This window comes from Amycolatopsis sp. NPDC104775, from assembly GCF_055583325.1.
Map to the genome: position 1 here is coordinate 286,153 of NZ_JBVJOE010000002.1, position 24,143 is coordinate 310,295.

At 69.8% G+C, this 24,143-nt stretch carries 18 protein-coding genes and 1 pseudogene; 11 read left to right on the forward strand and 8 right to left on the reverse strand.

Annotation, left to right across the window (positions count from 1 at the left end; translation table 11 throughout):
• Nucleotides 1-207: 207 nt before the first annotated feature.
• Nucleotides 208-2,445, reverse strand: a complete 2,238-nt coding sequence (locus ACZ63D_RS10150) for a hypothetical protein (protein ID WP_465353955.1) — start codon at nucleotides 2,443-2,445, stop codon at nucleotides 208-210.
• Nucleotides 2,446-2,573: 128 nt separating this feature from the next.
• On the opposite strand from ACZ63D_RS10150, the gene ahcY reads away from it, so the two are divergent.
• A complete protein-coding gene (ahcY, locus tag ACZ63D_RS10155; protein WP_465353956.1) occupies nucleotides 2,574-4,046 on the forward strand; it encodes an adenosylhomocysteinase in 1,473 nt (490 codons plus the stop codon).
• A 51-nt stretch (nucleotides 4,047-4,097) separates the two neighbouring features.
• Here ahcY and ACZ63D_RS10160 read toward each other — a convergent pair whose 3' ends face one another.
• Nucleotides 4,098-4,640 carry a helix-turn-helix domain-containing protein gene (locus ACZ63D_RS10160; protein ID WP_465353957.1) on the reverse strand — a complete coding sequence of 181 codons (543 nt, stop codon included), beginning with the start codon at nucleotides 4,638-4,640 and terminating at the stop codon, nucleotides 4,098-4,100.
• Nucleotides 4,641-4,687: 47 nt separating this feature from the next.
• Between ACZ63D_RS10160 and ACZ63D_RS10165 the strand changes: the two genes are divergently transcribed.
• The gene (locus ACZ63D_RS10165) at nucleotides 4,688-5,152 is read left to right on the forward strand and encodes a YbaK/EbsC family protein (RefSeq protein ID WP_465353958.1); all 465 of its coding nucleotides are present in this window, start codon (nucleotides 4,688-4,690) and stop codon (nucleotides 5,150-5,152) included.
• A gap of 3 nt (nucleotides 5,153-5,155) precedes the next feature.
• On the opposite strand, the gene ACZ63D_RS10170 is transcribed toward ACZ63D_RS10165, so the two are convergent.
• Nucleotides 5,156-6,118 (reverse strand): hypothetical protein, encoded by a 963-nt coding sequence (locus ACZ63D_RS10170; RefSeq protein ID WP_202508091.1) that lies wholly within the window; start codon nucleotides 6,116-6,118, stop codon nucleotides 5,156-5,158.
• 290 nt (nucleotides 6,119-6,408) lie between these two features.
• Between ACZ63D_RS10170 and ACZ63D_RS10175 the strand changes: the two genes are divergently transcribed.
• Together ACZ63D_RS10175 and ACZ63D_RS10180 are read left to right on the forward strand one after the other, a co-directional pair.
• Nucleotides 6,409-6,729 (forward strand): hypothetical protein, encoded by a 321-nt coding sequence (locus ACZ63D_RS10175; protein WP_465353959.1) that lies wholly within the window; start codon nucleotides 6,409-6,411, stop codon nucleotides 6,727-6,729.
• Nucleotides 6,730-6,755: 26 nt separating this feature from the next.
• Nucleotides 6,756-7,397: a dTMP kinase gene (locus ACZ63D_RS10180; RefSeq protein ID WP_465353960.1), complete on the forward strand. Its 642-nt coding sequence runs from the start codon at nucleotides 6,756-6,758 to the stop codon at nucleotides 7,395-7,397.
• Here the strand turns inward: ACZ63D_RS10180 and ACZ63D_RS10185 are convergent.
• A complete protein-coding gene (locus tag ACZ63D_RS10185) occupies nucleotides 7,394-7,966 on the reverse strand; it encodes a TetR family transcriptional regulator (protein WP_465353961.1) in 573 nt (190 codons plus the stop codon). The two genes, ACZ63D_RS10180 and ACZ63D_RS10185, sit on opposite strands and share 4 nt — an antisense overlap.
• Before the next feature lie 84 nt (nucleotides 7,967-8,050).
• On the opposite strand from ACZ63D_RS10185, the gene ACZ63D_RS10190 reads away from it, so the two are divergent.
• Nucleotides 8,051-8,953: an SDR family oxidoreductase gene (locus tag ACZ63D_RS10190; protein WP_465353962.1), complete on the forward strand. Its 903-nt coding sequence runs from the start codon at nucleotides 8,051-8,053 to the stop codon at nucleotides 8,951-8,953.
• Here the strand turns inward: ACZ63D_RS10190 and solA are convergent.
• The 3 genes from solA to ACZ63D_RS10205 all read right to left on the reverse strand — a co-directional run bounded on the left by solA (nucleotide 8,943) and on the right by ACZ63D_RS10205 (nucleotide 13,274).
• A complete protein-coding gene (solA, locus tag ACZ63D_RS10195) occupies nucleotides 8,943-10,067 on the reverse strand; it encodes an N-methyl-L-tryptophan oxidase (protein WP_465353963.1) in 1,125 nt (374 codons plus the stop codon). The two genes, ACZ63D_RS10190 and solA, sit on opposite strands and share 11 nt — an antisense overlap.
• Nucleotides 10,064-12,298 carry an FAD-dependent oxidoreductase gene (locus tag ACZ63D_RS10200; RefSeq protein ID WP_465353964.1) on the reverse strand — a complete coding sequence of 745 codons (2,235 nt, stop codon included), beginning with the start codon at nucleotides 12,296-12,298 and terminating at the stop codon, nucleotides 10,064-10,066. The genes solA and ACZ63D_RS10200 overlap by 4 nt, the downstream gene beginning before the upstream one ends.
• A 190-nt stretch (nucleotides 12,299-12,488) precedes the next feature.
• The gene (locus tag ACZ63D_RS10205; RefSeq protein ID WP_465353965.1) at nucleotides 12,489-13,274 is read right to left on the reverse strand and encodes an IclR family transcriptional regulator; all 786 of its coding nucleotides are present in this window, start codon (nucleotides 13,272-13,274) and stop codon (nucleotides 12,489-12,491) included.
• A gap of 173 nt (nucleotides 13,275-13,447) precedes the next feature.
• Between ACZ63D_RS10205 and mtrA the strand changes: the two genes are divergently transcribed.
• The 6 genes and pseudogenes from mtrA to secA all read left to right on the forward strand — a co-directional run.
• Nucleotides 13,448-14,125, forward strand: coding sequence for an MtrAB system response regulator MtrA (gene mtrA, locus ACZ63D_RS10210; RefSeq protein WP_005150760.1), 678 nt, complete (start codon nucleotides 13,448-13,450; stop codon nucleotides 14,123-14,125).
• Nucleotides 14,126-14,132: 7 nt separating this feature from the next.
• On the forward strand, nucleotides 14,133-15,863 hold the full coding sequence (mtrB, locus tag ACZ63D_RS10215) for an MtrAB system histidine kinase MtrB (protein ID WP_465353966.1): 1,731 nt from the start codon (nucleotides 14,133-14,135) through the stop codon (nucleotides 15,861-15,863).
• On the forward strand, nucleotides 15,860-17,629 hold the full coding sequence (locus tag ACZ63D_RS10220) for an LpqB family beta-propeller domain-containing protein (protein ID WP_465353967.1): 1,770 nt from the start codon (nucleotides 15,860-15,862) through the stop codon (nucleotides 17,627-17,629). The genes mtrB and ACZ63D_RS10220 overlap by 4 nt, the downstream gene beginning before the upstream one ends.
• A gap of 249 nt (nucleotides 17,630-17,878) precedes the next feature.
• Nucleotides 17,879-18,361, forward strand: coding sequence for a ComF family protein (locus ACZ63D_RS10225; RefSeq protein ID WP_465353968.1), 483 nt, complete (start codon nucleotides 17,879-17,881; stop codon nucleotides 18,359-18,361).
• Between the two features lie 1,142 nt (nucleotides 18,362-19,503).
• Nucleotides 19,504-20,187, forward strand: coding sequence for a ribosome hibernation-promoting factor, HPF/YfiA family (gene hpf / locus ACZ63D_RS10230; RefSeq protein WP_465353969.1), 684 nt, complete (start codon nucleotides 19,504-19,506; stop codon nucleotides 20,185-20,187).
• Between the two features lie 262 nt (nucleotides 20,188-20,449).
• Nucleotides 20,450-23,006 (forward strand): annotated as a pseudogene (gene secA, locus ACZ63D_RS10235) (preprotein translocase subunit SecA); the annotation flags it as partial.
• Between the two features lie 581 nt (nucleotides 23,007-23,587).
• Here secA and ACZ63D_RS10240 read toward each other — a convergent pair.
• Entirely contained in the window at nucleotides 23,588-24,067 is a 480-nt protein-coding gene (locus ACZ63D_RS10240; RefSeq protein ID WP_465353970.1) for an Rv3235 family protein, read from the reverse strand.
• Nucleotides 24,068-24,143 lie beyond the last annotated feature (76 nt).

The window sequence follows — 24,143 nt, forward strand, 5'->3', positions numbered from 1 at the left end:
AAGATGCCTTGACAAGCACCCGCCGCCCGCGTTTTTGGCTTCGTATCGGGGTGCGGGGGAGTGTGGGTGCCTTGGGGGGTTGGGTGCGTGGGGTGCGGTTTGGTGGGTGGGGCGCGGGGGGTGGGTGTTGGCGGGGTGGGTTCGCGGGTGCGGTTGAGTGGTGGGTTTGCGGGTGGGCTGTGAGGGGGCCGCACGGAAGTTCTGGGGTTAGCGGGGGCGGGGTAGGTCGCCGAAGAGGGAGCCTTGTTCGCCTAGAGCTTTGGCGCGGCCGTTGGGGCGGCCTAGGCCTGCGGCCATGGCTACGGCGTTGTCCCATTCCGGATCGGCCAGGTACTCGGTGTGTTTGAGGACGCCGGGGGCCCAGCGGCGGCGGCCGTCGGGGGCGCGCAGGGGGTCGGGGACCCAGTGGTCGCCGCCTAGGACCAGGACTCCCGCGTCGTCTGGGGTGGCTTCCAGGGCTCCCCATTTGCCTTCTGGGAGGTAGCCCTCGCCTAGGAGGTGGCCGTTGCTTGTTTGGTGGCGCCAGGTGGTTACGCCGCCGCCGAAGATGTCGGTGCCTCGGCATAGGGCTCGCCAGCGGCCGTCCAGGGAGGCGAACAGTTCCGCCAGCGAGTCTTGGGGCAGGACTGCGGGGAAAGCGCGCTGGTAACCCCATTGAAGAGGCGAGCCTGCGGTGAGGAGGCCGACTCGGTCGCGTTCGTCGGGGGGTAGTTCCGCGCACAGTTGGGCGGCGGTGAGCACAGTGAGGATGCTGCCCAGGTTCAGGCCGGACAGTACGACTCGCGTGCCGGGTTCGGCGAGGTGTTCCTTGACGCGATCTGCCAGTTCGGGCACGACCTTGAGGGCGTAACAGGGTGGTACGCCGGGGTGTGCGGCGCGTGGCCAGAAGGACACGAGGTCCGACAGTGCGCCCAGGTGCCGGCTGCGCTGCGGGGATTTGGCTGCGGAGTAGACCACTCGGAGCAGTCCGGCGGCCAGTGCGCCGAGGGCGAATACGCCGATCGCGGAGACGGTGGTGAACCAGCCTGGTTGCAGGTTGAAGCCGAAGCGTACGACTAGCAGTGCGATCGCGCCGACGCACAGGCCCAGTGCGACGATCACCGCCAGGTGGTGCAGGTGGCGGCGTTCCCAGGCGGAGCGGGCCCAGGCTCGGGCGGCGTCTTGTTCTTGCTGTTCGTCGTGTTCCATCAGTTCGACGATGGGCGGGATGCCGCGTCGGCGGCGACGCAGGGGGACGCCGATGGCGTAGCCCGCGATGGCGAGCAGGGCCATCAGGCCCAGTCCGCCGCCCCACAGGACGGTGACCAGGTCGTACGTCGTGGGCAGGGCGAGCTTTTCAGCGCGGAGCAGTTTTCGGATGGCGATCGCCAGTCCGGCGCCGAAACCGCCGCCTAGGAGGCCGGCCAGGGCGAGGACGGGGGCCGCTGCCCAGCCGCCGAGCCAGGGGCGGAGCCGGCGGGGGCGGTCGCGCCAGGCGGGGCGGGCCAGCAGGGCTGACGGGATGAGGGCGAGCGCGAAAAGCAGGGTGACTACCAGCAGCGAGCCGCCGAGGCCTTCGACGGTGTTGTCTACGCCGGGGAGCCGGTCGCCGACCGGTGCGGCCAGCACGGTGGCGTAGATGACCAGCAGCGTGGCGAAGGTGAGCAGGCTCCGGCGCGCGATGGGGCCGGTGTCGCTGCCGATCGCACCGCCGACCAGTACCGCGAGGACCAGCGCGAGCGTGCAGATCCAGCCGATCAGCTGCGGGATTTTCGTCGGCACGTGGAACGGCCCGCCCAGCAGCAGCAAGGAGATGCAGGCGAGTGCGGCGACCGCGTGCGTCGCGGACATCCCGGGCGCTTCCGGATCGGCGCGCAACCGCATCGGGACGCCTTTGCGGGCGGGATGACCAGACTGGCGCACCCGCCAGTTCGTGGACGAGATCCGGTGCAGCGTATAGACCAGCGCGAGCAGCACCGCCACGCCGACGCCGATCCGCAGCGGTCCCTTGCGCAGTTCCGGGGTCACCCAGGTGAGGCAGGCGCGTCCGGGTGCGAGGCATTGCGTCGCGACGAGGTCCAGCACCGCTGCCGCGACCTGGCTGACCAGCAGCATGGTGAGCAGCACCGACGCGATTCGCAGCAGGCCGCGGCACAGGCCGCCGAGCCAGTGGGCGCGGTGGACCGGGGGCAGCATCCAGAACGCGACGTTCGCCAGCGAGAACGGGAACAGCAGCGCCCAAGCGGCCTTCGCGACGCCGCCGGAGGTCATGCCGCTCCACAGGTAGCCTTCGACAGTGCGCGGGACCGACCGGCCGAGCGCGGGCACCACCGGACCGGGAGCCGGACGCCGCAGCCGGTCGGCCGGGCGCACCACGCGGCCGAGTTCGTCGCCGGCGACGTCGACGGTCTGGACCGTGTCGAGGAGCGTTTCGCCGCTCGTGCCCACGAGTCCGGACACCCTCATTTCGACGATGCGGGTGTCAGGGCCGGGGAGCGGGGCGGGCACGGTGTATTTCTCCTCATCCGTTCAAGTCAGGGTCGAGCCGACAACGGTACTGTTCAGGTGCCATCAAACCTTGGAGGAACCGCACTATGACCCCCGAAAGCGTTGTCAAGCGGCACGACACCCGGGGCGGCCTCGAATTCGCCGTCGCCGACCTCGAGGCCGCCGAGTTCGGCCGCAAGGAGATCCGGCTCGCCGAGCACGAGATGCCCGGGTTGATGGCGCTGCGTCGCGAATACGCTGAGGTATACCCGCTGCGCGGGGCGCGAATCGCCGGCTCGCTGCACATGACCGTGCAGACCGCGGTGCTGATCGAGACGCTGGTGGCGCTCGGCGCGGAGGTGCGCTGGGCTTCGTGCAACATTTTCTCCACCCAGGACCACGCCGCGGCCGCGGTCGTCGTCGGACCGCACGGCACGCCCGAGGAGCCCAAGGGCGTCCCGGTGTTCGCGTGGAAGGGCGAGACGCTCGAGGAATACTGGTGGTGCACTGAGCGAATGCTCACGTGGGAGGGCGAAGGCCCGAACATGATCCTCGACGACGGCGGCGACGCCACCATGCTGGTGCACAAGGGCACCGAGTACGAGAAGGCGGGCGTCGTTCCGCCGGCCGACGACGAGGACCCCGAAGAGTGGAAGGTCTTCCTTGAGCTGCTGCGCGCTTCTGTCGCGGCGGACAAGGGCAAGTGGACCGCCATCGGGCAGAGCGTCAAGGGCGTCACCGAGGAAACCACCACCGGCGTGCTGCGGCTGTACCAGCTGGCGGCCGCGGGCGAGCTGCTGTTCCCGGCGATCAACGTCAACGACTCGGTGACCAAGTCGAAGTTCGACAACCGCTACGGCATCCGGCACTCGCTGATCGACGGCATCAACCGCGGTACCGACGTGCTGATCGGCGGCAAGGTCGCGGTGGTCTGCGGCTACGGCGACGTCGGCAAGGGCGCGGCGGAATCGCTGCGCGGCCAGGGCGCCCGGGTGATCGTCACCGAGATCGACCCGATCTGCGCGCTGCAGGCGATGATGGACGGCTACGAGGTCAAGCGCTTGGAATCGGTGCTGGACGAGGGCGACATCTACGTGACCACCACCGGCAACAAGAACGTGGTGATGGTCGAGCACATGGCGCGGATGAAGCACCAGGCCATCGTCGGCAACATCGGCCACTTCGACAACGAGCTCGACATGGCCGGCCTCGCGCGCTACCCCGGCGTGCGGCGCGTGAACATCAAGCCGCAGGTCGACGAGTGGGTGTTCCCGGACGGCAAGAGCATCCTCGTGCTGTCCGAGGGACGGCTGCTGAACCTCGGCAACGCGACCGGGCACCCGAGCTTCGTGATGTCGAACAGCTTCGCGAACCAGGTCATCGCGCAGATCGAGCTCTTCACCAAGACCGAGGAGTACGACAAGGAGGTCTACCGCCTCCCGAAGAAACTGGACGAAAAGGTCGCCCGGATTCACCTCGAAGCGCTCGGCGGCGAGCTGACGAAGCTGTCGAAGGAGCAGGCGGAATACATCGACGTGGACGTCGAGGGCCCGTTCAAGTCGGAGCACTACCGTTACTGATCGCTGATCCCGAAGCCGCCCCGGAATACGTTTCGGGGCGGCTTTTGCGTTCTAGCGCGGATACCGCATCGTCAGCACCGCAGTAGCCGGTCCGCCGATTCCGCGGTACACATGGTCCGTTTCCGCGATAAACGTATGCGTCTCCGCCGCGGAAACCGTCGCTGGCGAGTCAGCCGGACCCACCTCGGCTGTCCCGGTCAGCACTGTCAGCACCTCCCGCACGCCAGGACGGTGCGGCTGCGACACCTGAACCCGCTCGTGGATGGTCAGCCGGTACACCTCGGTCACGCCGTCGGCGTCCTCCCATCGCCCGAGCAGCGTCGCCGCCACGCTGTCGCCGTGCGCTTCGGCCACCCCGTCGTCGCCGAAGAGCAAGTCGCTCAACGGGATCGACAGCGCCGTGGCGATGGCGAACAGCGTGTCCAGTGTCGGATTCCGGCGGCCGTTTTCCAGTTCCGACAACGTTCCCTTGCCGAGTCCGCTGTCGGCGGCGAGCGTGGTCAGGCCGACGCCCGCGCGGGTGCGCAGCGTCCGGATGCGGGTACCGACCGCCGCGGCGAGCGCGCGGCCGTCCGGGGCGGATGACGTCGACACCCGGCCTAGTCTAGTGTTCTGTTTACAGAACAGTTGGAGGTGTTCGGATGTCAGCAGTGCGAAACGTGCAGGACGCGCTCGACGCGGCGGGGGTCGAGGGCCGGGCGCGGACCCTTCCGCAGTCCACGCGGACGGCGGCCGAGGCGGCGGACGCGCTCGGCTGCCCGGTCGGCGCGATCGCGAACAGCCTGGTGTTCCTGGCCGACGACGCCCCGCTGCTGGTCTTGACCAGCGGCGCGCACCGGGTGGATGTCGAGGCGCTCGCCGCGCGGCTCGGGCGCGGCCGGATTCGCCGCGCCAAGCCGGACGAGGTGCGCGCGGCCACCGGGCAGGTGATCGGCGGGGTGTCGCCGGTCGGGCATCCGGCTCCGCTGGAGACGGTGGTCGACGAGGCGTTGCGGCAGTATTCCGAGGTGTGGGCCGCGGCCGGGACGCCGAACGCCGTCTTCCCGACGACGTTCGACGAACTGGTCCGGATCACCAAGGGCACGCCGGCGCGGGTGGACGGGTAGAGCTCAGTTCCATTCCACCGCGATGCCGGCCAGCCCCGGTCCGGTGTCGCGGAAATACCCGCTCGTCACGCCGCCGGTGTCGCACGGCAACTCCTCCGCCTCGACCGGCAGCGCGTCGTCGCGGGCGCGGACCTCCCGGGTGATCCGGGCGGGCATCGCGGTGGGCGCGAACTGCAGTTGCAGCAGATAGCTCGCGCACTGGTCGCGCAGCATCCGGTAGTACCCGGGGAACGTCACGGCGGAATTGTCGTGGATTTCGAAGCAGAAAACGTGGATCTCGCCCTCGGCGAGCTTCCGGTCGAAAAGCAGCTCCGTCGCCATCGTCTCGCGGGCCGGATGCCTGCGGATCCGGCCGACGCGGCAGCCTTCGGCGGTGATCAGCTCGACGTCGTCGATCCGGCAGCCGGGATCGCCGTTGTAGACCGCCACGTACCGGTCCGGGCCGTGCCGTCGCGCGCGGGTGACCAGCCGGGTGCGAAATTTAACCTGATGTTTTTGCTCGTCGATGGTGATCTGGTCGTGCACCGACAGCATTTCCAGGTCGGAGTTCGACTGCCGCGACGTCGGCGGCGCGCCGAGATCGCTCATCAGCTGCTCGACGATCGCGCCCATCTCGCCCGAGCGCAGGTCGTGGAACGACGCCGCGGCCTGGTGCCCGCGCGGGCGCGCGGTACGCGGCCCGATCAGCACCACGAGCGAGTCCGCGGGCAGCTGCAGCACCGACTCCAGCGCCCGGACCGCGGGCAGCGCCTTCGGCACCTCGGGCTGGCGCAGGCCGCGCTGCCAGTAGCTCAGCGTCGACTGTCCGATGTGGACGCCGCGGAGCGCGAGGTGCGCCCGCAGCCTGGCGAGCGACAGGCCGCGATGCGCGATCGCGAGCCGCAGCGCCTGGTGAAATTCTCCGGATCGCAGTGCTTCGCCGAGCTCGGGCGGCAGTTCACCCGCGCCGCGCCGGCCAGGTTCCATGATCAGTGGGCCATCCCCGTCTCGTGCCACCGCTGTCCCTTCAACGCGCCCGTGCGCTGGGCGTGAATGCCGCGGAACGTTCACGTTAGCAGCGCGCGGTAACGGGTCCGGCCCCCGTTTGGTGTGCTTGGCCACGGAAGGGTAACCGTTCCGTGTTCCACGGCCGACCCGGAACACCCTCGTCACCGGACGGGCATCTTGCTCGGAGTGATCGACCAGTTCACCGTTGTGACCACCACTGGCCACGTCTAGGCGGGAGGTGCGTCGTGGGTCTGGGGAAACCGAATCACGTGGAGAGCACTGCCGGGCGGGTCCGGCGGTCCTCGACCACTTGCCGAAGGCACGTCGGACGCTTGCTGCTCCTCGGGGCGTTCACGGGCCTGGCGTTGCCGGTGTCGGCTCCGGGCGCGGGCGCGGCGCAGCCCGCTGACACCGGCAACGCCCACCTCACTGCCGTGCCGCGCGGCGAGGTGGTGCCGAGGGACGGCCAGAGCACGCCGGCGCAGCCGCACGGCGACGACTGGATTCCGCTGCTCTGTCTCGCCGGCCTGCTGGTCGCGGTGCCGGTGGGCTACTTCGGCTACGTCCGCGCCCGCCGAGAGACGGCCTGAGCACGCCACCAAGTATCTTCGACAGCGTGGGGCGACTGGTCGTAATCGAAGGTCTGGACGGCGCGGGCAAGCGCACGCTGTCCGAGGGGCTGACCGCTGCGCTGAAAGACATCAGCGCGAGCGTTGGCAGTCTCGCCTTCCCGCGTTACGGCCGCAGTGTGCACGCCGACCTGGTGCGGGAAGCGCTGCATCGCGGGCACGGAGACCTCGCCGACTCGGTGTACGGGATGGCGATGCTCTACGCCCTCGACCGCAGCGGTGCCGCCGACGAGATCCGCGCGCTGCTCGCGGCCAACGACGTTGTCCTGCTGGACCGTTACGTCGCCTCGAACGCCGCGTACGCGGCCGCGCGCCTGCGTGAGCACGCGGATGGCGCTGTGGTGCAGTGGGTTTGGGACCTTGAGGTGACGCGGTTCGGGTTGCCGCGGCCGGACGCGCACCTGCTGCTGCGGGTGAGCCCGGAGGTCGCGGCCGAGCGGGCCGTGCGCCGGGCGGAGTCGGACGCGGCGAGGACGCGGGACGCGTTCGAATCGGACGATTCGCTGCAGCAGCGTTGTGCCGCGGTGTACGACGAGCTGGCCGCGGTGTCGTGGCTCGCGCCGTGGCAGGTGCTGGACGGTGTGGCCGGCGTCGATCTGCCGACGCTGGCGAAATCCTTGCTCGCTTAGCCGAGTGCCGCGGTCGCCGCGCGCAATTCGCCGAGCGTTTCGGCCGCCAACGCGCCGAACTCCCGCCGATTGCCCGGCTCGACCCAGCGGTGGAAGGCCGTCCCGAACGCGAGGCAGCCCAATTCCGCCGCGACGTGCGCGGCCGGTTCGTCGATCCCGCGCGCGGCCAGCGCGTCGTGCATGGCCGCGACCATCTTGGTGCGTTTGAGCAATTCGCGTTCGAGCAGTTCGCTGTTCGCCGCCACCACCGGCTGCCGGGCGCGGGCCTGAGCCAGCCGCTCGCCGGTGAAAATCGCCGCCACGGCATCCAGTGCCCCGCCGACCGCTTCGAACGGCGTCGCGCCCGCTGGCGCTCCGGCAATGCCTTCGGAGAACAGCCGGGTCAGTTCCTCCTGTCCGCCGAACAGCACTTCGCGCTTGTCGGCGAAATAGCGGAAGAAGGTCCGTTTGGTGAGCCCGGCGCGTTCGGCGATTTCGGCGACCGTGGTCTGGTCGTAGCCGCGTTCGGTGAACAGGTCGAGCGCGGCCTGCTCCAAGCGGTGGCGTGCGTTCGGTTCCCAGCGGCCCATGCCGGCCAGTCTAGGTGATGACACCAGATGACATCCGGCGTACGGTGATGGCACTAGGTGTCATCAACTGTGGAAGGACAGCCCATGCGGGTTTTCGTCACCGGGGCCAGCGGTCACCTCGGCTCGGCCCTCGTCCCCGAACTGCTCTCCGCCGGACACGAGGTGATCGGCCTGGCCCGGTCGGACGCCTCCGCCGCGCAGCTCGCCGAACGCGGTGCGCAGGTCCGGCGTGGCGACCTCGACGATCTCGACGGCCTGCGCGAAGCGGCGGCCGAGGCGGACGGGGTCGTGCACTTGGCGTTCAAGCACGACCTGATGGCCAGCGGCGAGTTCGCGGAAGCGGTCGAAGCGGACCTCTCCGCGCTTAAAGCACTCGGCGAGGCCCTCGCCAACTCCGGCAAACCGTTGGTCTCGACCTCCGGGACCTTGATGTTCGCCGGGCTCGGCCACACCGTGACCGAGGACGACCGGCTTCCCGGCGGCGGGCGGATCGACGCGGAGAATTACGTCCTCGGCCTCGCCGAACGGGAAGTCAAGTCGTCGGTTGTCCGGCTGCCGCCGTCGGTGCACAGTTCGCTCGACAAGAGCGGTTTCGTCCCGACCATGATCCAGTTCGCCCGCGCGGCCGGGGTTTCGCCGTACGTCGGCGACGGGGCCAACCGCTGGTCCGCTGGCCACACGCTCGACGCGGCCCGGCTCTACCGGATGGCCTTGGAGAACGCTCCGGCCGGGAGCATGCTCCACGCGGTCGGCGACGAGGCCATCTCGCTCCGGCAGATCGCCGAAACGATCGGAGCCCGGCTCGGTGTCGCGGTGAAGTCCATCGCGCCGGAAGAAGCAGCGGCGCACTTCGCGTTTCTCGCGCCGATGGTGCAGGCGGACGCGCCGACCTCCGCCGCACGCACGCGCGAACTTCTCGGTTGGCGGCCAGAACACCCTGGCTTGCTTGAAGATCTGGCGGCGGAGCACTACTTCGCTACTGCGTGAACCTCGCCGGGTCGAACAGCGAGATCGGGTGCCGGGTCGTGCCGTCGACGATCAGGTCGGCGAGGATTTCCCCGACCACCGGCACGAACTTGAAGCCGTGCCCGGAAAACCCGCACGCCACCACGACGCGCGGATGCCGCGGATGCGGGGCGATCACGAAGTGCTCGTCCGGGGTGTTGGTGTAGAGACAGGTCGCCGCGCGGCGGAAAGTCTTCGGGAGTGTCGGCATCCGGGAGCCGACGACCTCCGCGACCGCGCGCACCTCGTCGTCGTGGATCCGCCGGTCGATCGTGTCGGCGGTGCACGGCGTGCCGCCGAGGTGCACCGCGACTTTGACGCCTTGCGCGGTGTGCGCGGGAAATCCGTAGAACTGGCCGCCCTCAGCGGTTTCCCAGATGTACACGGGATGCTCGGTAAACGGCCGCACGTCCTCCGGTTCGAACCAGTACTGGACCTGGCGCCGCACCTCGAAGTCGACGCCCAGGTCCGCGAGCAGCACGGGCGCCCACGCGCCGGGGCACAGCACGAGCCGCTCGGCGGTGTAGTAGCTCGAAGCAGTCCCGACGCGCACCCCGGTTTCCGTGCTGGTCCAGGTGAAGACCTGCTCTTCGTGGTGCAGTTCGGCGCCGTGGCGCGCGGCGAGCTGCAGATGTGCGGCGACGCTTCCTTCCGGCGACACGAATCCGGCGCCCGGTTCCCACAACGCCAGCTCGTTCTCGGCCGGGGCGATGGTGGGGAACCGGTGCCGGATTTCGGAAGCGTCCAGGATTTCGTGCGGGATATCGAATTTCTCCGCGGAAAGCGAGCTCCCCGCGATCGTGCGCGACTCCGGCGGTCCGCCCATCACCGCGCCGCAGCGGGTGAACAGCGACCGTCCGGTGTCGCGTTCGAGCTGGTCCCACATCTCGTGCGCGCGAAGCAGCAGCGGTACGTAATCCGGACCTTCGAGGTACGCCTGCCGCGTGATCCGCGAACCGCCGTGGCTCGAACCGAGGTTGTGGACCGGCGCGAACTGGTCGATCCCGAGCACCTTCTGGCCCCGCCGCGCCAGCCGGCAGGCAGCCGCGCTGCCCATTCCGCCGAGACCGATCACGATCACGTCGTAGTGCGTCATCCACCGCTCCTCAACGGCTCCGCGGCCACCTTCGCCGCGAACCGCTTCCCGAAGTGCTCGATTTCCACTGGCGTGCGCGGCCGGGCGTCCTCCACTGGAAGCCAGGCGTAGGCCAGGTTTTTGTCAATGGTGTAGCCGTACGCGCCGCTCGTGACGTACCCGGCCGGGAGGCCGTCGACATACACCGGTTCCCGGCCTCGCATTACGTGCTGCGCGTTGTCGATGACCAGACACACCAGTTTCCGGCGCACCGTTGAAGGAGAACGGTGGAGAAGCGTGTCCCGGCCGAGGAAGTAGCCCTTGTCCATCCGCACCGCGAAGCCGAGACCAGCCTCGTACGGATCGTGCTCGGTGGTCACGTCTACGCCGCATCGCCGGTGCCCTTCCTCCATCCGGAGGCTGCGCCGTGCTTCCTCTCCGGCCGCGACGATCCCGTACGGCTGCCCGGCCGCCCAGAGCGCGTCCCACAGCGACCGGCCGAGATCCGCGCTGGTGTGCAGCTCCCAGCCAGGTTCGCCCACGTCGGAAACTCGCAGCACGGTCACCGGCACGTCGCCGACGTAGGTGCGCCAGGCTTGAGAGTCCGAAGTGGACAGTTCAGGCAGCGTCTGCTCGGCGAGCGGCCCCCACAGGCCGAGACAGCAGGTGCCGCCGGTCGTTTCGCGCAGCTGGACCGAGCCGTCGCCGGGCAGATGACGGCGCAGCCAGGCGACGTCGCGGTGGTGGTGCGCGGCGACGTGAAACTGTTCCACGCCGAGCCGGGCGACAGTGAGATCGCTGCGGATCCCGCCGTCTTCGCCAAGCAGCAACGTGGTGGTGACCGAGCCGGGCGGACGGTCGAGCTGGTTCGTCGTCATCGTCTGCAAGAACGGCAGTGCGCCGCGACCGGTGATTTCCAGCCGTCGCCGCGGGGTCAGATCGAACAGCGCCACCCGGCTTCGAGCCGCGACGGCCTCCGCGCGCCTGTCGGTGTACTTCTGCGGCTGCGCCCAGCCGTCTTCCTCGCGAAACTCCGCGCCCAGCGCGACTTCGCGCTCGTAGCAGGGTGCGGTCCGCGCCAGTTCCGTCACCGGGCGCTGATGGCCCGCTGCCGCCAAACTTCGCTCCCGCACCCGGCCGGGCGCGAGCTGCAGCCGATCGAACCGGGCGAGATCGACGGTGTGCAGGTCAAGGTGTGCTTGCCCCTCGATGAGCCAGCGCGCCAATTCCCGGGCGACCCCGGCGGACCACGCGCAGTCCACCGCTTCGGCGACCCAGAACCCGTCGAGCTCCGGATGTTCGCCCAGCAGCGGCAACCCGTCCGGCGTACCCGGGACCAGCTGCCGGACGCCTTCCTCGACCTTCGCGTCGGCGAGCGCGGGCACCAGCTCAAGCGCGGCCGCCCACGATTCTTCGAAGCCCGCCGGAGCGAACGCGGTGCTGGTTTCGACCGGGCCCAGCGCGCTGACGCCCAGCCGGTCGACATGCTCGCGCAGCGACAGCCCGGCCGTGCGCAGGATCGGTTTGTCCGCCTCGGTGAAGTGATCGTTGTCCCCGGCGAGCCGCGGCAACGGCGTGGTTCGCGCGTGATCGACGGCGATCGGCACCACCGGCACCGCGAGATCGACCAGCCGCCCGAACTCCGGCCCGCGCACTCCGGCGCACGAGATGACCACGTCGGCACGGAATCGGTCGGTCTTCGTCGCCACCGCGGTCACCCGGCCCGCCGAGCGCACGATCTCGAGGATCTCTTGCCCGGTAACGAACTTCGCGCCTCGCTCCTTCGCGCGACGGGCCTGGGCGAGCGCCGCGCGGATCGGCTTGAGGAGCCCGTCGCCCGGGAGGTGCAGGCCGCCGACGACCTTCGCGGGGTCGAGCAGCGGATGCAGCTGAGCGCATTCGCCCGGTTCCCGCGGATAACCTCGCACGCCGGACGACGTCGCCCAGCCAAGCCGTTGCCGCAGCTGGGAAAGCTGCTCCGGCGCGGTGGCGAGTTCCAGGCTCCCGACCGGCTGGAAACACCAGCCGCCGTCGACGGTCAGCCCGCTGAACTTCTCCGCGGTGTACTTGGCGAACTCGGACGCCGTGCGGTCCGCGTGCGTGCGCAACAGCAGACCTGGCCCGGCGGCGGCGATCGCCGGTTCGGATTCCAGGACGGTGACGTCGGTCCAGCCTCGTTCGGTCAGTTCGTCGGCGACCGCGCAGCCGAGGAGGCCGGCGCCGAGCACAACCACCCGCGGTCGCACTGCCATCGCGAGGTACCTCCTGCCTGCCGGCCGTCGCGCGGACGGCCCGGCTCGGGGGACGAGACAGGCATGCCGGAACGCCCCCCCGCCGGGGAACGGGACGCGTTGCGGATGGAGATCGATGTTCCGTCTGCTGCAACTCACAAATTGCGGGATCGCGGGCGCGCTGTCAAGAGAGCCGCCGGGGCCGCCGGATTCAGGCGGAAAAGTAGCCAAGCTGAGCGGAAAGCTCCCGGGCCGCCTCGGCCATCGGCGCGACGATCTGCCGGATCCGCTGTTTGGACAGCCGGTAGGACGGGCCGGACGCGCTCATCGCCGCGACGACGTCTCCGCCGGGGCCGCGCACCGGCACCGCGACCGCGTGCATGCCCAGTTCCAGTTCCTCGAAGGAGGCCGCGTAGCCGTCCTCGGCGACGCGTTCCAGCTCGGCCGCCAGTTCCTCCCGGTCGACCGTGGTGCGCGGCGTGTACTGCTCCAGTTCGTGCGCGAGCATCCGCTTGCGCTCGGCCTCGTCCATCGCGGCCAGCAGGACCTTGCCGCTGGAGGTGGCGTGCAGCGGCGTGCGCTGCCCGGTCCAGTTCTGCGTGGTGATCGCCGCCGACCCGCGGGCCTGGCTGATGTTGATCGCGACGCCGTCGTCGGCGATCGCGATGTTGACCGTCTCGCCCAGTTCCTCGGCGAGCGTCTGGCAGGTCTGCCTGCCGAGCTTCGCCAGGTCCATCCGGCCGGTCGCGGCACCGGCAAGCCGGACCACGCCGAAGCCGATCGCGTACTTGCCCCGTTCGCCCAGTTGCTCGACCAGTCCGTGCGCTTCCAGCACGCTCAACAGCCGGGAAGCAGTGGATTTGTGCACCCCTAGCGCGCTGGCGATCTCGGTGATGCCGGCTTCGCCGCCCGAGGCCAGCAGTTCCAGGACCGTGATCGCCCGGTCGACGGACTGCACCGCGCTCCCCGTTGCGTTTCCCGAGTCCTGGTTCCGCATGGCGCAACAGTAACCGTTCGGCTGCGATCTGTTCGGCTGAGCGGGCGAATCCGGCCGCGACCGGACGCCGGACGCGTCCGGATGGCCCAACCGGGCCGGTGATCTTGATCTTTCCGGTGGTCAAACGCGCGGGTCGTGCGCGCGGGTGCGGAAGGTAGTGCGAACATGTGGTCATGAAGGCACGTGTCTTGGTGGTCGACGACGACCCGGCGCTGGCGGAGATGCTCACCATCGTCCTGCGCGGCGAAGGGTTCGACACCGCGGTGGTCGCGGACGGTTCACGGGCGCTGCCCGCGCTCCGGGAGCTGAAACCGGACCTGGTCCTGCTCGACCTCATGCTGCCCGGGATGAACGGCATCGACGTCTGCAAGGCGATCCGCGCCGAGTCCGGCGTGCCCATCGTCATGCTCACGGCCAAGAGCGACACCGTGGACATCGTGCTCGGGCTCGAATCCGGCGCCGACGACTACGTGGTCAAGCCGTTCAAGCCGAAGGAACTGGTCGCCCGCGTGCGCGCCCGGATGCGCCGCACCGAGGCCGAGCCCGCCGAATCGCTCACCATCGGCGATCTCGCGATCGACGTTCCCGGACACGAGGTCACCCGGGAGGGCAAGGCGATCCCGCTGACCCCGCTCGAGTTCGACCTGCTCGTGGCGCTGGCCCGCAAGCCGCGCCAGGTGTTCACCCGCGAGGTGCTGCTCGAACAGGTGTGGGGCTACCGGCACGCGGCCGACACCCGGCTGGTGAACGTGCACGTCCAGCGCCTGCGCTCGAAGGTGGAGAAGGACCCGGAGCACCCCGAGGTGGTGCTGACGGTGCGCGGAGTCGGATACAAGGCCGGCCCGCCGTGAGCGTGCGATGACCGGTTTCGCGGGGCGGCTTCGCGCCGCCGCCCGCGCCACGGCCCGGCTTTCGGCCCGGGTCGTGGTTTTCGCCCGCCGCCGCGCGGTGGCGTTCAACGAGCTGTGGAAGCACTCGCTGCAGTTCCGCGTCACGATCTCCACGCTCGCGCTGTCCTCGGCCGTGGTGTTCGTGCTGGGCATGGTCCTGCAGAACCAGATCACCGAACGGCTGCTGGACACCAAGCGCCGCGCCGCGATCGAGCAGACCCAGGCGCTGGCCGACACCGCCGCGCGCGAGCTGGTCGGCGTCGGCGGCGAGTCGGCGGAGGCGCTGCACACGCGGCTGCAGAACGCGCTCAAGAAGATTTCGACTACGTCGTCGTCGGGCGCGGGATCCACCGCGGGCACCTTCGAACCGGTGCTGGCCAGCGTCGGGCGCGGTCAGTCGGACACGGACCCGGTGTATGTCGGGCCGTTCACCTCGGTGCCGGAGCGGCTGCGCCAGTTCGTCGAGGCCGACCACCTCGCGCGGGTCGAGCACACCGTCGACGAGAACGGCGTGCGGACCACCTACCTGATCGTCGGCACCTCGTTGCGGTCGGTGCCCAGCCCGCTGCAGCTGTACTTGCTGTTCCCGCTCACCAGCGAGCAGACCACCGTTTCGACAGTGCAGAACACGTTGTTCGTCGCCGGGATCGTGCTGCTGCTGTTGCTCGCCGGCATCACGAACCTGGTGGTCCGGCAGGTGGTGCGGCCGGTCCGGCAAGCCGTCGCGGCGGCCGAGCAGTTCGCGGGCGGCGACCTGGACCAGCGGCTCGCCGTCGTGGGCGAGGACGATCTCGCCAAACTCGCGGTGTCCTACAACAGCATGGCGGCCAGCATTCAGAACCAGATCCGCCAGCTCGAGGAATTCGGCGGCCTGCAGCGCCGGTTCACCTCCGACGTGTCGCACGAGCTGCGCACCCCGCTGACCACCGTGCGGATGGCCGCCGACGTGCTGCACGCGTCCCGCGAGCAGTTCCCGCCCGGCCTCGCCCGCTCCACCGAGCTGCTGGTCGACGAGCTGGACCGGTTCGAGGCGCTGCTCGGCGACCTGCTGGAGATCAGCCGCCTCGACGCGGGGGTCGAGGAGCTGTCGGCCGAGTACATCGACGTGCGGCCGATCGCGACGCGCGCGGTCGAGCAGGTGCGGGTGCTCGCCGGAAACGCGGGCAGCGCGGTCGAACTGGTGCTGCCGGACGAGGACGCCTCGGCGGAGGTGGACGCGCGCCGGATCGAACGGATCCTGCGCAATCTGCTGGCCAACGCAGTCGACCACAGCGAGGGCAAACCGGTGGTGCTGACGGTCGCGGTGAACGAGAGCGCGGTCGCGATCACCGTGCGGGACTACGGCGTCGGCCTGCGGGCGGGAGAGGCCGAGCTGGTGTTCAACCGGTTCTGGCGCGCCGACCCGTCCCGCAACCGGCGCACCGGCGGCACCGGGCTCGGGCTCGCGATCAGCCAGGAGGACGCGCGGCTGCACGGCGGCGTTCTCGACGCGTGGGGCGAGCCGGGGCACGGCGCGTGCTTCCGGCTCGTGGTGCCGCGCAGGCAAGGCGTGCCGATCGCGGACAGCCCGCTCGTGCTGCCGCCGCCGGACGCCGTTTCGGAGATCACCCTGTCGCCGTCGTCGGTCGCCGAACTGCAGCCCGCGCCGGAAGCGATCCTGGCCGATCCGGCCCCGGACCGGGAGGAGGTCGGGCAGTGAGGCGAGTGCTGCTCCTTCTCGCCTGCGCACTGGTGCTCGTGAGCTGCGCGAACGTCCCGCAGGAATCGCTGCCGGTCGTGGTGTCCGCGGAAAAGGCGCCCCAGCCGGCCAACAACGCGCCGGAACCGCCGGCCAACGCCGAACCGCTCGACATCGTGCGGCTGTTCATCAAGGCCAACGCCGACCCGCGGTCGGGCAACGCGGCCTCGCGGGCGTTCCTCGACGACAAACAGCGCGGCGCGTGGCGGCCGAACCGCTCGTTCACGATCATCGACAAGACCTTCAGCACGGTCTACGAAACCGCCCCCAGCACCGGTCCCACCGCCACGGCCACGCCGTCGTCGGCCGCCCCGGATCCGAACGTGCGCACGGTTTCGGTGCGCGGTTCGGTGCTCGGCACGCTCAGCGCGGATTCCGCGTTCATCCCCGGCACCGGCCCGGCCGAGCAGACCTTCCAGGTGCGCAAACAGGCTGACGGGCAATGGCGGATCTCCAGCCCGCCCCCGCCGGTGCTGCTGGTGACCGACGACGAGTTCGACGGCAACTACAACCCGGTCGCGGTGAGCTTCTACTCGCCCGATTCCGGGGCCTTCGTGCCGGACCTGCGCTACGTCCCGGCGAAACCGCAGTCGGGCATGCCGGGCCGGGTGATGGACCTGATCCTGCAGGGACCGTCGGCCGGGCTCACCGGCGCGGTGAAGAACCTGTTCGGCGACGGGGTGCAGCTCGAAAGCAACGTGAAGAACAACGACGACGGCTCGCTCACCGTCTCGCTGACCGGGCTCACCGGCGTCGGGCCGGAGACCCGGTCGCTGATCGCCGCGCAGATCGTGCTGTCGATGCAGACCGTCACCTCGACCCGGATCCGGCTGCTCGCCGACGGCGGGCCGCTCGTGCGCAACCACGAGTACTGGCGCAGCAGCGACGTGCCCTCCTACACCGCTTCCTCCTCGCCGAGTCCGGACCTGCGGGGCCTGATGACCGTCGGCGGCCGCGTGCGCTCGCTCAGCGACGGCGGGCCGATCGCGGGCGCGGCGGGCAACGGCGCGTACCCGGTGGTGAGCGCGGCCCAGTCGATCGACGGCAAACGCCTCGCGGTGGTCGAGCAGGACGGCGACCGGGTCCGGCTGCGCATCGGCGACCTCGGCCGCGACCTGCCGACAGTGGACCTCGGCGGCGGTTCGCTGAGCCGCCCGACCTGGCGGCCCGCCCAGGCTGGCGCCGGTCCGTCGAACGAGGTGTGGACGGTCGTCGACCATTCGATCATCGCCCGGATGGTTCTCGACCCGAACGGCCGCTGGCTGCGCCAGAGCGTCAACGCGAACGACCTGCTGGCGCTCGGGCCGATCGGCGTTCTCCGGCTTTCCCGGGACGGCGCCCGCGTGGCCGCCACGGTGAACGGCCAGCTGGTCGTGTCGTCGGTGGTGCGCAGCGGCGACACGGTCACCTTGCGCGAGCCGCGGGTGCTGCAGCCAGGCGTCCTTTCCGATGTTTCGGACGTGGACTGGGGTTCGACGCCGGACACGCTCGTCGCCGCGACGTCCTCGCCGTCGCAGCCGGTCCAGCGGCTGTCGGTGGACGGACGGCGGATGGACGCCTACAACAGTTCGAACCTCACCGCTCCGGTGCGCGCGGTCGCGGCGGCCCCGAGCCAGCCGATCGTCGTCGCGGACGCCGGAGGCCTGTGGACGGCGACCGAGCTGGGCGAGGTGTGGCGGCCGCAGGCGCACTCGATGCAGAACGCGGAGCCGTTCTACCCGGGCTGATTCCTCGGCGTTCGGCGCTCGGCCAGGACGGATTTCGGTCTTTGGAGTGCGCGCGGGCCAAAACTTTCGGTGGTCGGGTGCACACTCGGAGTCATGGTGCTTCGACTGCTTCTGAACCTGCTCCTGCCGACCTACTGCGCAGGCTGTGAAACCCGCGGCGCGCCCGTGTGCGCCGGTTGCTCCACGACGTGGGGGTCCCCCACTGCGGTGCTTCGCGCGCCGCTGGCGGCGTTGGCCCCGGCTTACGCCATGGCTCGGTACACGGGCGTCGCACAGCGGATCTTGATCGCCTACAAGGAACGTCGGCGGCGGGACCTGGCCCCGTTCTTGGGCCGGGTGCTGGCGGCTGGCTTGCTCGCGTTGCCCGCCGCCCGAGCCAGTCCGTGGTGCCTCGTCCCGGCTCCGAGCAGGCGGACCGCTTCGCGGGTTCGCGGCGGCCCGCACGTGCAGCGAATCGCTTGGGAAGCCGCTCGGCTGACCGGGGCGTACGTCGCACCCGCGCTGGTGGTGAAGGGCGGACGGGACGCGGTGGGCCTGAGCCGGGCGGAACGCGTGGCCAACCTGGAAGGCCGGCTGCGCTTCGCGGCGGCTGGTCGTCCGCCGCCCGGTGCGCGAGTCGTGGTGGTGGACGACGTGATCACCACAGGGGCCACATCCGCCGCATGCGTCACTGCGTTGAAAAACGCGGGCGTGCCGGTGGTGGCGGTACTCGCCCTGCTGGCGACAGTCTGAGGGGCAGCAGCCTGAGGGGAGCGAGACTGAGGGGCGGGCAAACCCGAGGGCAGCAGTCTGTCCCACGACCGGAGCCTGACCGCGCCGTCCCCCACGCCCGGAGCCTGACCGCGCCGTGCCCCACGCCCGGAGCCTGACCGCGCCGTGCCCCACGCCCGGAGCCTGACCGCGCCGTGCCCCACGCCCGGAGTCTGACCGCGCCGTGCCCCACGCCCGGAGTCTGACCGCGCCCTGTCCCACGTCCGAAACCCGAACACGCCGTGCCCGCGTCCGGAGTCTGACCGCGCCGTGCCCCACGCCCGGAAGCTGGACGCGCCCTGTCCCACGTCCCGAACCTGACCGCGCTCCGGTCCTAGTCTCGAATCCACCGCGCCGCGACCAGCGGCGTCCGGAACACAACGTGCCCTGGCCTCGGTCCGCGAATCCGCCGCGGGCCGCGACCAGCGGCCTCCGAACGGAGTCCGAAACCGAAATCCGTTGCCCGGAAACGGATCGCCGCGTCCGTCTCCGGCCGAAACCGGAATGATTCCCCGCACTGTCCGCCGGAAAACCTTCGCCCGCTTTCTCGCCAGGGAGGCAACTCACGTTCGAACGCCCACTACTGCCAGGTGTCACCTACACGAGTGATGTCAAGAGGGAACCCTCGGCCCTCGTCGCCCGTTGTCCGGATATGAGGGCCAGGGCCGGAATCACCCCCGCGACAGGGCAGTCCACCGAGGTGGCGGCTGTGTTCGGCGGGCCGGTCACCCTCGGCGTCCGAGGTGCCGCCGCGTTGAGCCGTCCGCGTGAAACTTGGGCGCGCGCGCTCGGCCTTCCGAGCGGCGGTTCCAGGCCGCGCACGCATGATTCACTGCGCCCCGTGACGGGTTCCCGAATCGTGACATCCCCCGGCTCGGGGGCTGTTGCGGACGGCGTGATGAAGCTAACGTGCTCCGCTATCAGCAAAACCCGCAGGCAGGGAGGTGTGCAGCCCATGTCCCTGGCGCCGGCGGCCCGCTGAGTCCGCGTTCGCTTCCGCCACGAGACGTCGTGATCCGGTCGCCGAATTCTTTTCAGCCCGCCGAACCCGTGCAGTAACCGCTGTAGTACCGGTGCCGAGAGAACACAACAGCTCGCAGTTTCCTCAGCGAGGGAGGTCGTGTATGGACATCGTCGTTAAGGGCCGCAACGTGGAGGTGCCCGAGCATTACCGGGCGCTTGTCAGCGAAAAGCTGGCCCGCCTTGAGCGCTACGACAAGAAGGTCATCCGCTACGACGTGGAGCTCTTCCACGAGCCCAACCGCAGGCAGGCCAAGAGCTGCCAGCGCGTCGAGATCACCGGGAAGGGCCGCGGTCCGGCTGTTCGCGCCGAAGCGAGCGCAGCCGACTTCTACGCAGCGCTCGACTCCGCCGTCACCAAGCTGGAAAACCGGCTCCGGCGGACACACGACCGCAGGCGCGTGCATTACGGGCGCAGCCGTCCGGAGTCGGTCGCCGAGGCGACGTCGATGGCCGGCGGATCCGACGCGGTCTCCGGGCCCGTGCTGGGCACGGCTGTCCTGGACGCACCCGACGCGACCGAATCCATGGCGAACGGTTTCGCGGCGACGAGTGCGGGCGACATTCCCCGGCAGGGGCGTTGGGAAGACGAGGACCTGGGCCATCAGCCCGGCCGCGTCGTCCGCGAGAAGCAACACGACGCGGATCCCATGACGGTGGACCAGGCTCTCTACGAGATGGAGCTGGTCGGCCACGACTTCTACCTGTTCAACGACTCCGAGGCCGGCCGGCCGAGTGTCGTCTACCGGCGAAAGGGCTTCGACTACGGCGTGATCCGGCTGGGCTGACCCCCGTCCGGGACAACTTCACCGGCGGCCCGCACGCGAAGGCGTGCGGGCCGTCCGCGTGCCCGGCGCGCGACCCGGCGCACGACCTTCGTCGGGACCTGTGCAAACCTCCCGTGACCTTCTGCGACGACGTGCGTGCGCGGACCAGCCCGCGTTCCCTACGATGGGGAGACGGCGGCGGCGCACACGGGCGCCAGCCGTGGCGATTTACTGCCCGGGAACGGCCTGGGCGCGATCATGATCAGCTAGTGAGGTCGACCGGATGGTGCTGAACCGCCTGCTCCGCGCGGGCGAGGGCAAGATGGTGAAGCGGCTGCGCAACATCGCCGATCACATCAACACCCTCGAAGACGACGTGACGGGCCTGTCGGACGCCGAACTGCGGGCCAAGACCGACGAGTTCCGCGAGCGGTACGGCAAGGGCGAATCCCTGGACGAGCTGCTGCCGGAGGCGTTCGCCGTCGCCAGGGAAGCGGCGCACCGCGTGCTCGGCCAGCGGCCGTACGACGTCCAGCTCATGGGCGGGGCGGCGCTGCACCTCGGCCAGGTCGCCGAGATGAAGACCGGTGAGGGCAAGACGCTCACCTGTGTCCTCGCGGCCTACCTGAACGCCATCCCCGGGGACGGCGTGCACGTCGTCACCACCAACGACTACCTCGCCAAGCGCGACGCGGAGTGGATGGGCCGCATCCACCGCTTCCTCGGGCTCGAGGTCGGCGTCATCATCGCCGAGCAGGACCCGCAGGAACGCCGCAAGCAGTACAACGCCGACGTCACCTACGGCACGAACAACGAGTTCGGTTTCGACTACCTGCGCGACAACATGACCTGGTCGCTCGACGAATGCGTGCAGCGCGGGCACAACTTCGCGATCGTCGACGAGGTCGACTCGATCCTCATCGACGAGGCGCGCACCCCGCTGATCATCTCCGGCCCGGCGGACCAGTCGTCGCGGTGGTACGTCGAGTTCGCCCGGCTCGCTCCGCTGATGCAGGGCATCGACACCACGACGATGGGCACGCGCGAACGGGTCGAGAAGGCCAACCTGATCAACTCGAAGTACCACTACGAGGTCGACGTCCGCAAGCGCACCGTCGCGGTCACCGAGAAGGGCGTCCGGTTCGTCGAGGACCAGCTCGGCATCGAGAACCTCTACGAGGCGGCGAACACCCCGCTGGTCGGCTACTTGAACAACGCGCTGAAGGTCAAGGAGCTCTACCACAAGGACAAGGACTACATCGTCCGCGACGGCGAGGTCATGATCGTCGACGAGTTCACCGGGCGCATCCTCGTCGGCCGCCGCTACAACGAGGGCATGCACCAGGCGATCGAGGCCAAGGAAGGCGTCGAGATCAAGGCGGAGAACCAGACGCTCGCCACGATCACGCTGCAGAACTACTTCCGGCTCTACAAGAAGCTGTCCGGCATGACCGGTACCGCCGAGACCGAGGCGGCCGAGTTCCACCAGACCTACAAGCTCGGCGTGGTGCCGATCCCGACGAACCGGCCGATGGTCCGCGCGGACCGCGCCGACCTGATCTACAAGAACGAGCAGGCCAAATTCGAGGCCGTCGCCGAGGACATCGCCGAACGGCACGAAAAGGGCCAGCCGGTGCTGGTCGGCACGACGAGCGTGGAGAAGTCCGAGCACCTGTCGAAGCTGCTGCTCAAGCTGGGCGTGCCGCACGAGGTGCTGAACGCGAAGTACCACAACAAGGAAGCGCTGATCGTCGCGCGCGCCGGCCGGAAGGGCGCGGTCACCGTCGCCACGAACATGGCCGGCCGCGGTACCGACATCGTGCTCGGCGGCAACCCGGACATCATCGCCGACGAGGTGCTGCGCGAACGCGGTCTCGACCCGGTCGAGAACTCCGAAGAGTACGAGGCCGCGTGGCCGAAGGTGCTCGAGGAGATCAAGGAAGAGGCACGGGCCGAGGCCGAGGAAGTACGCGAGGCGGGCGGGCTCTACGTGCTCGGCACCGAGCGGCACGAATCGCGGCGCATCGACAACCAGCTGCGCGGTCGTTCCGGCCGCCAGGGCGACCCCGGCGAATCGCGGTTCTACCTGTCGCTGGGCGACGACCTGATGCGCCGGTTCAACGCGGTGCTGGTCGAACGCATCATGACCACCATGCGGCTGCCGGACGACGTGCCGATCGAGCACAAGATGGTCTCCAAGGCGATCAAGAGCGCGCAGACCCAGGTCGAGCAGCTCAACATGGAGACCCGCAAGAACGTCCTCAAGTACGACGAGGTCATGAACGAGCAGCGCAAGGTGATCTACGCCGAGCGGCACCGCGTGCTCGAGGGCGAGGACCTGCGCGAGCAGATCGAGCACATGATCGTCGACGTGGTGAAGGCGTACGTCACGGGCGCGACGTCCCAGGGCTACGCCGAGGACTGGGACCACGAGCAGCTGTGGACCGCGTTGAAGACGCTGTACCCGGTGAGCCTCGACTGGGACGACCTGATCGAGGACGGCGATCTCGACGCGGAGTCGCTCACCCAGGCGCTGGTGGACGACGCGCTCGCGGCGTACGCCAAGCGCGAGGCCGAGATCGACGAACTGGTCGGCGAGGAAGGCTCGATGCGCCGCCTCGAACGCCAGGTCATGCTCACCGTGCTGGACCGCAAGTGGCGCGAGCACCTCTACGAGATGGACTATCTCAAGGAGGGCATCGGCATGCGGGCGCTCGCCCAGCGCGATCCGCTGATCGAGTACCAGCGCGAGGGCTTCGACATGTTCCGCGCGATGCTCGACTCGCTCAAGGAGGAGGCCGTCGGCTTCCTGTTCAATCTGCAGGTCGAGCGCGCCGAGCCGGAACCCGTGCAGCAGCAGGAACCCTCGGCGCTCCCCGGCGGGGTCACCTCCGCCACCGCCGCGGCGGCCGGAGCCTTCGGGGCCAAGAGCGAGGACGAGGGCAAGCACGCCCGCCCGGCCCCGCCGCAGCCCCCGGCCACCGACTCCGATTCGGTCCCGTCCGCCTTGCGCGGCAAGGGACTCGGCGGCGGTGTCCAAAGCGGACTGACGATGTCCGGCCCGTCCGAGGGCGGCGGCGTCGAGTCCCATTCGGACAGTGCGAACGACTCGGACGCGGGCGGCCAGGGCGGCACCCGGCGCGAGCGGCGGGCCGCTGAACGGGCGCAGTCGAAGAAGGGCAAGAAGGGACCGCGTCGCTGACGCGACCTTGAGCCGTCCACTATGGACGGTGTGGGACGGAGAACGGCAGCACGAGAACGCTCGTGCTGCCGTTCTTTTATGTCTGCGGTCAAACACAGAGTCCACAGTGGACCCCGCGCTCGGTGGGAGCGAGCGGGATGGGTGGCTTGAACCCGCTCGCCCGGACCTGGCCGGGTTGATTCTGGACAGCTGTCCCACCCTTTGGGTCAGCTGTCCCAATCAAGCTACCGATGGCCGACCAGTCTGCGTACCCTCGCCGCGCGGCGCGAGAATGTGAAACCGCGTGCACACCCAGCCCGTCCGCGTCCTCTCGAACCGGGCCGCCAGCGCCAGCACGCGAGGTCCGGAATGGATGATCGTGCTGGTCTCCATCGCGGTCTCGGCCGGACGGCACACGCGCAGCTCTCCGGCGACGTGGTGGCGGATGCCCGGCATCAGTCCCTGGCTGCTGAGCCGGGAAAACAACGCCTCGTCCACGAGCGGGCGGATCTGCCCGGCCGCCCGCCGCCCGGCGAGGACTTCGAGGATGGCGTTGAGCCGCTGGCTGAGCCGCCGTCCCGTGGGCGGATCGGTGAGCCGCAGCAGCCGGTGCCCAGCGGGCGGCAGATCGTCCGGCGACGGCCACGTGCCGCGGCGATGTTCGCGCCGGCCGGTGACCCCCGGGACGGCAGTCAGCGGCCGGAGGCTGTGGTTGGTCATGGAGTTCCTCCCCGAAACATGGATGTCCACCCGTGGGTTAGTGCGTCTCGGGGAGGGTTTACGGGACATCGACTAC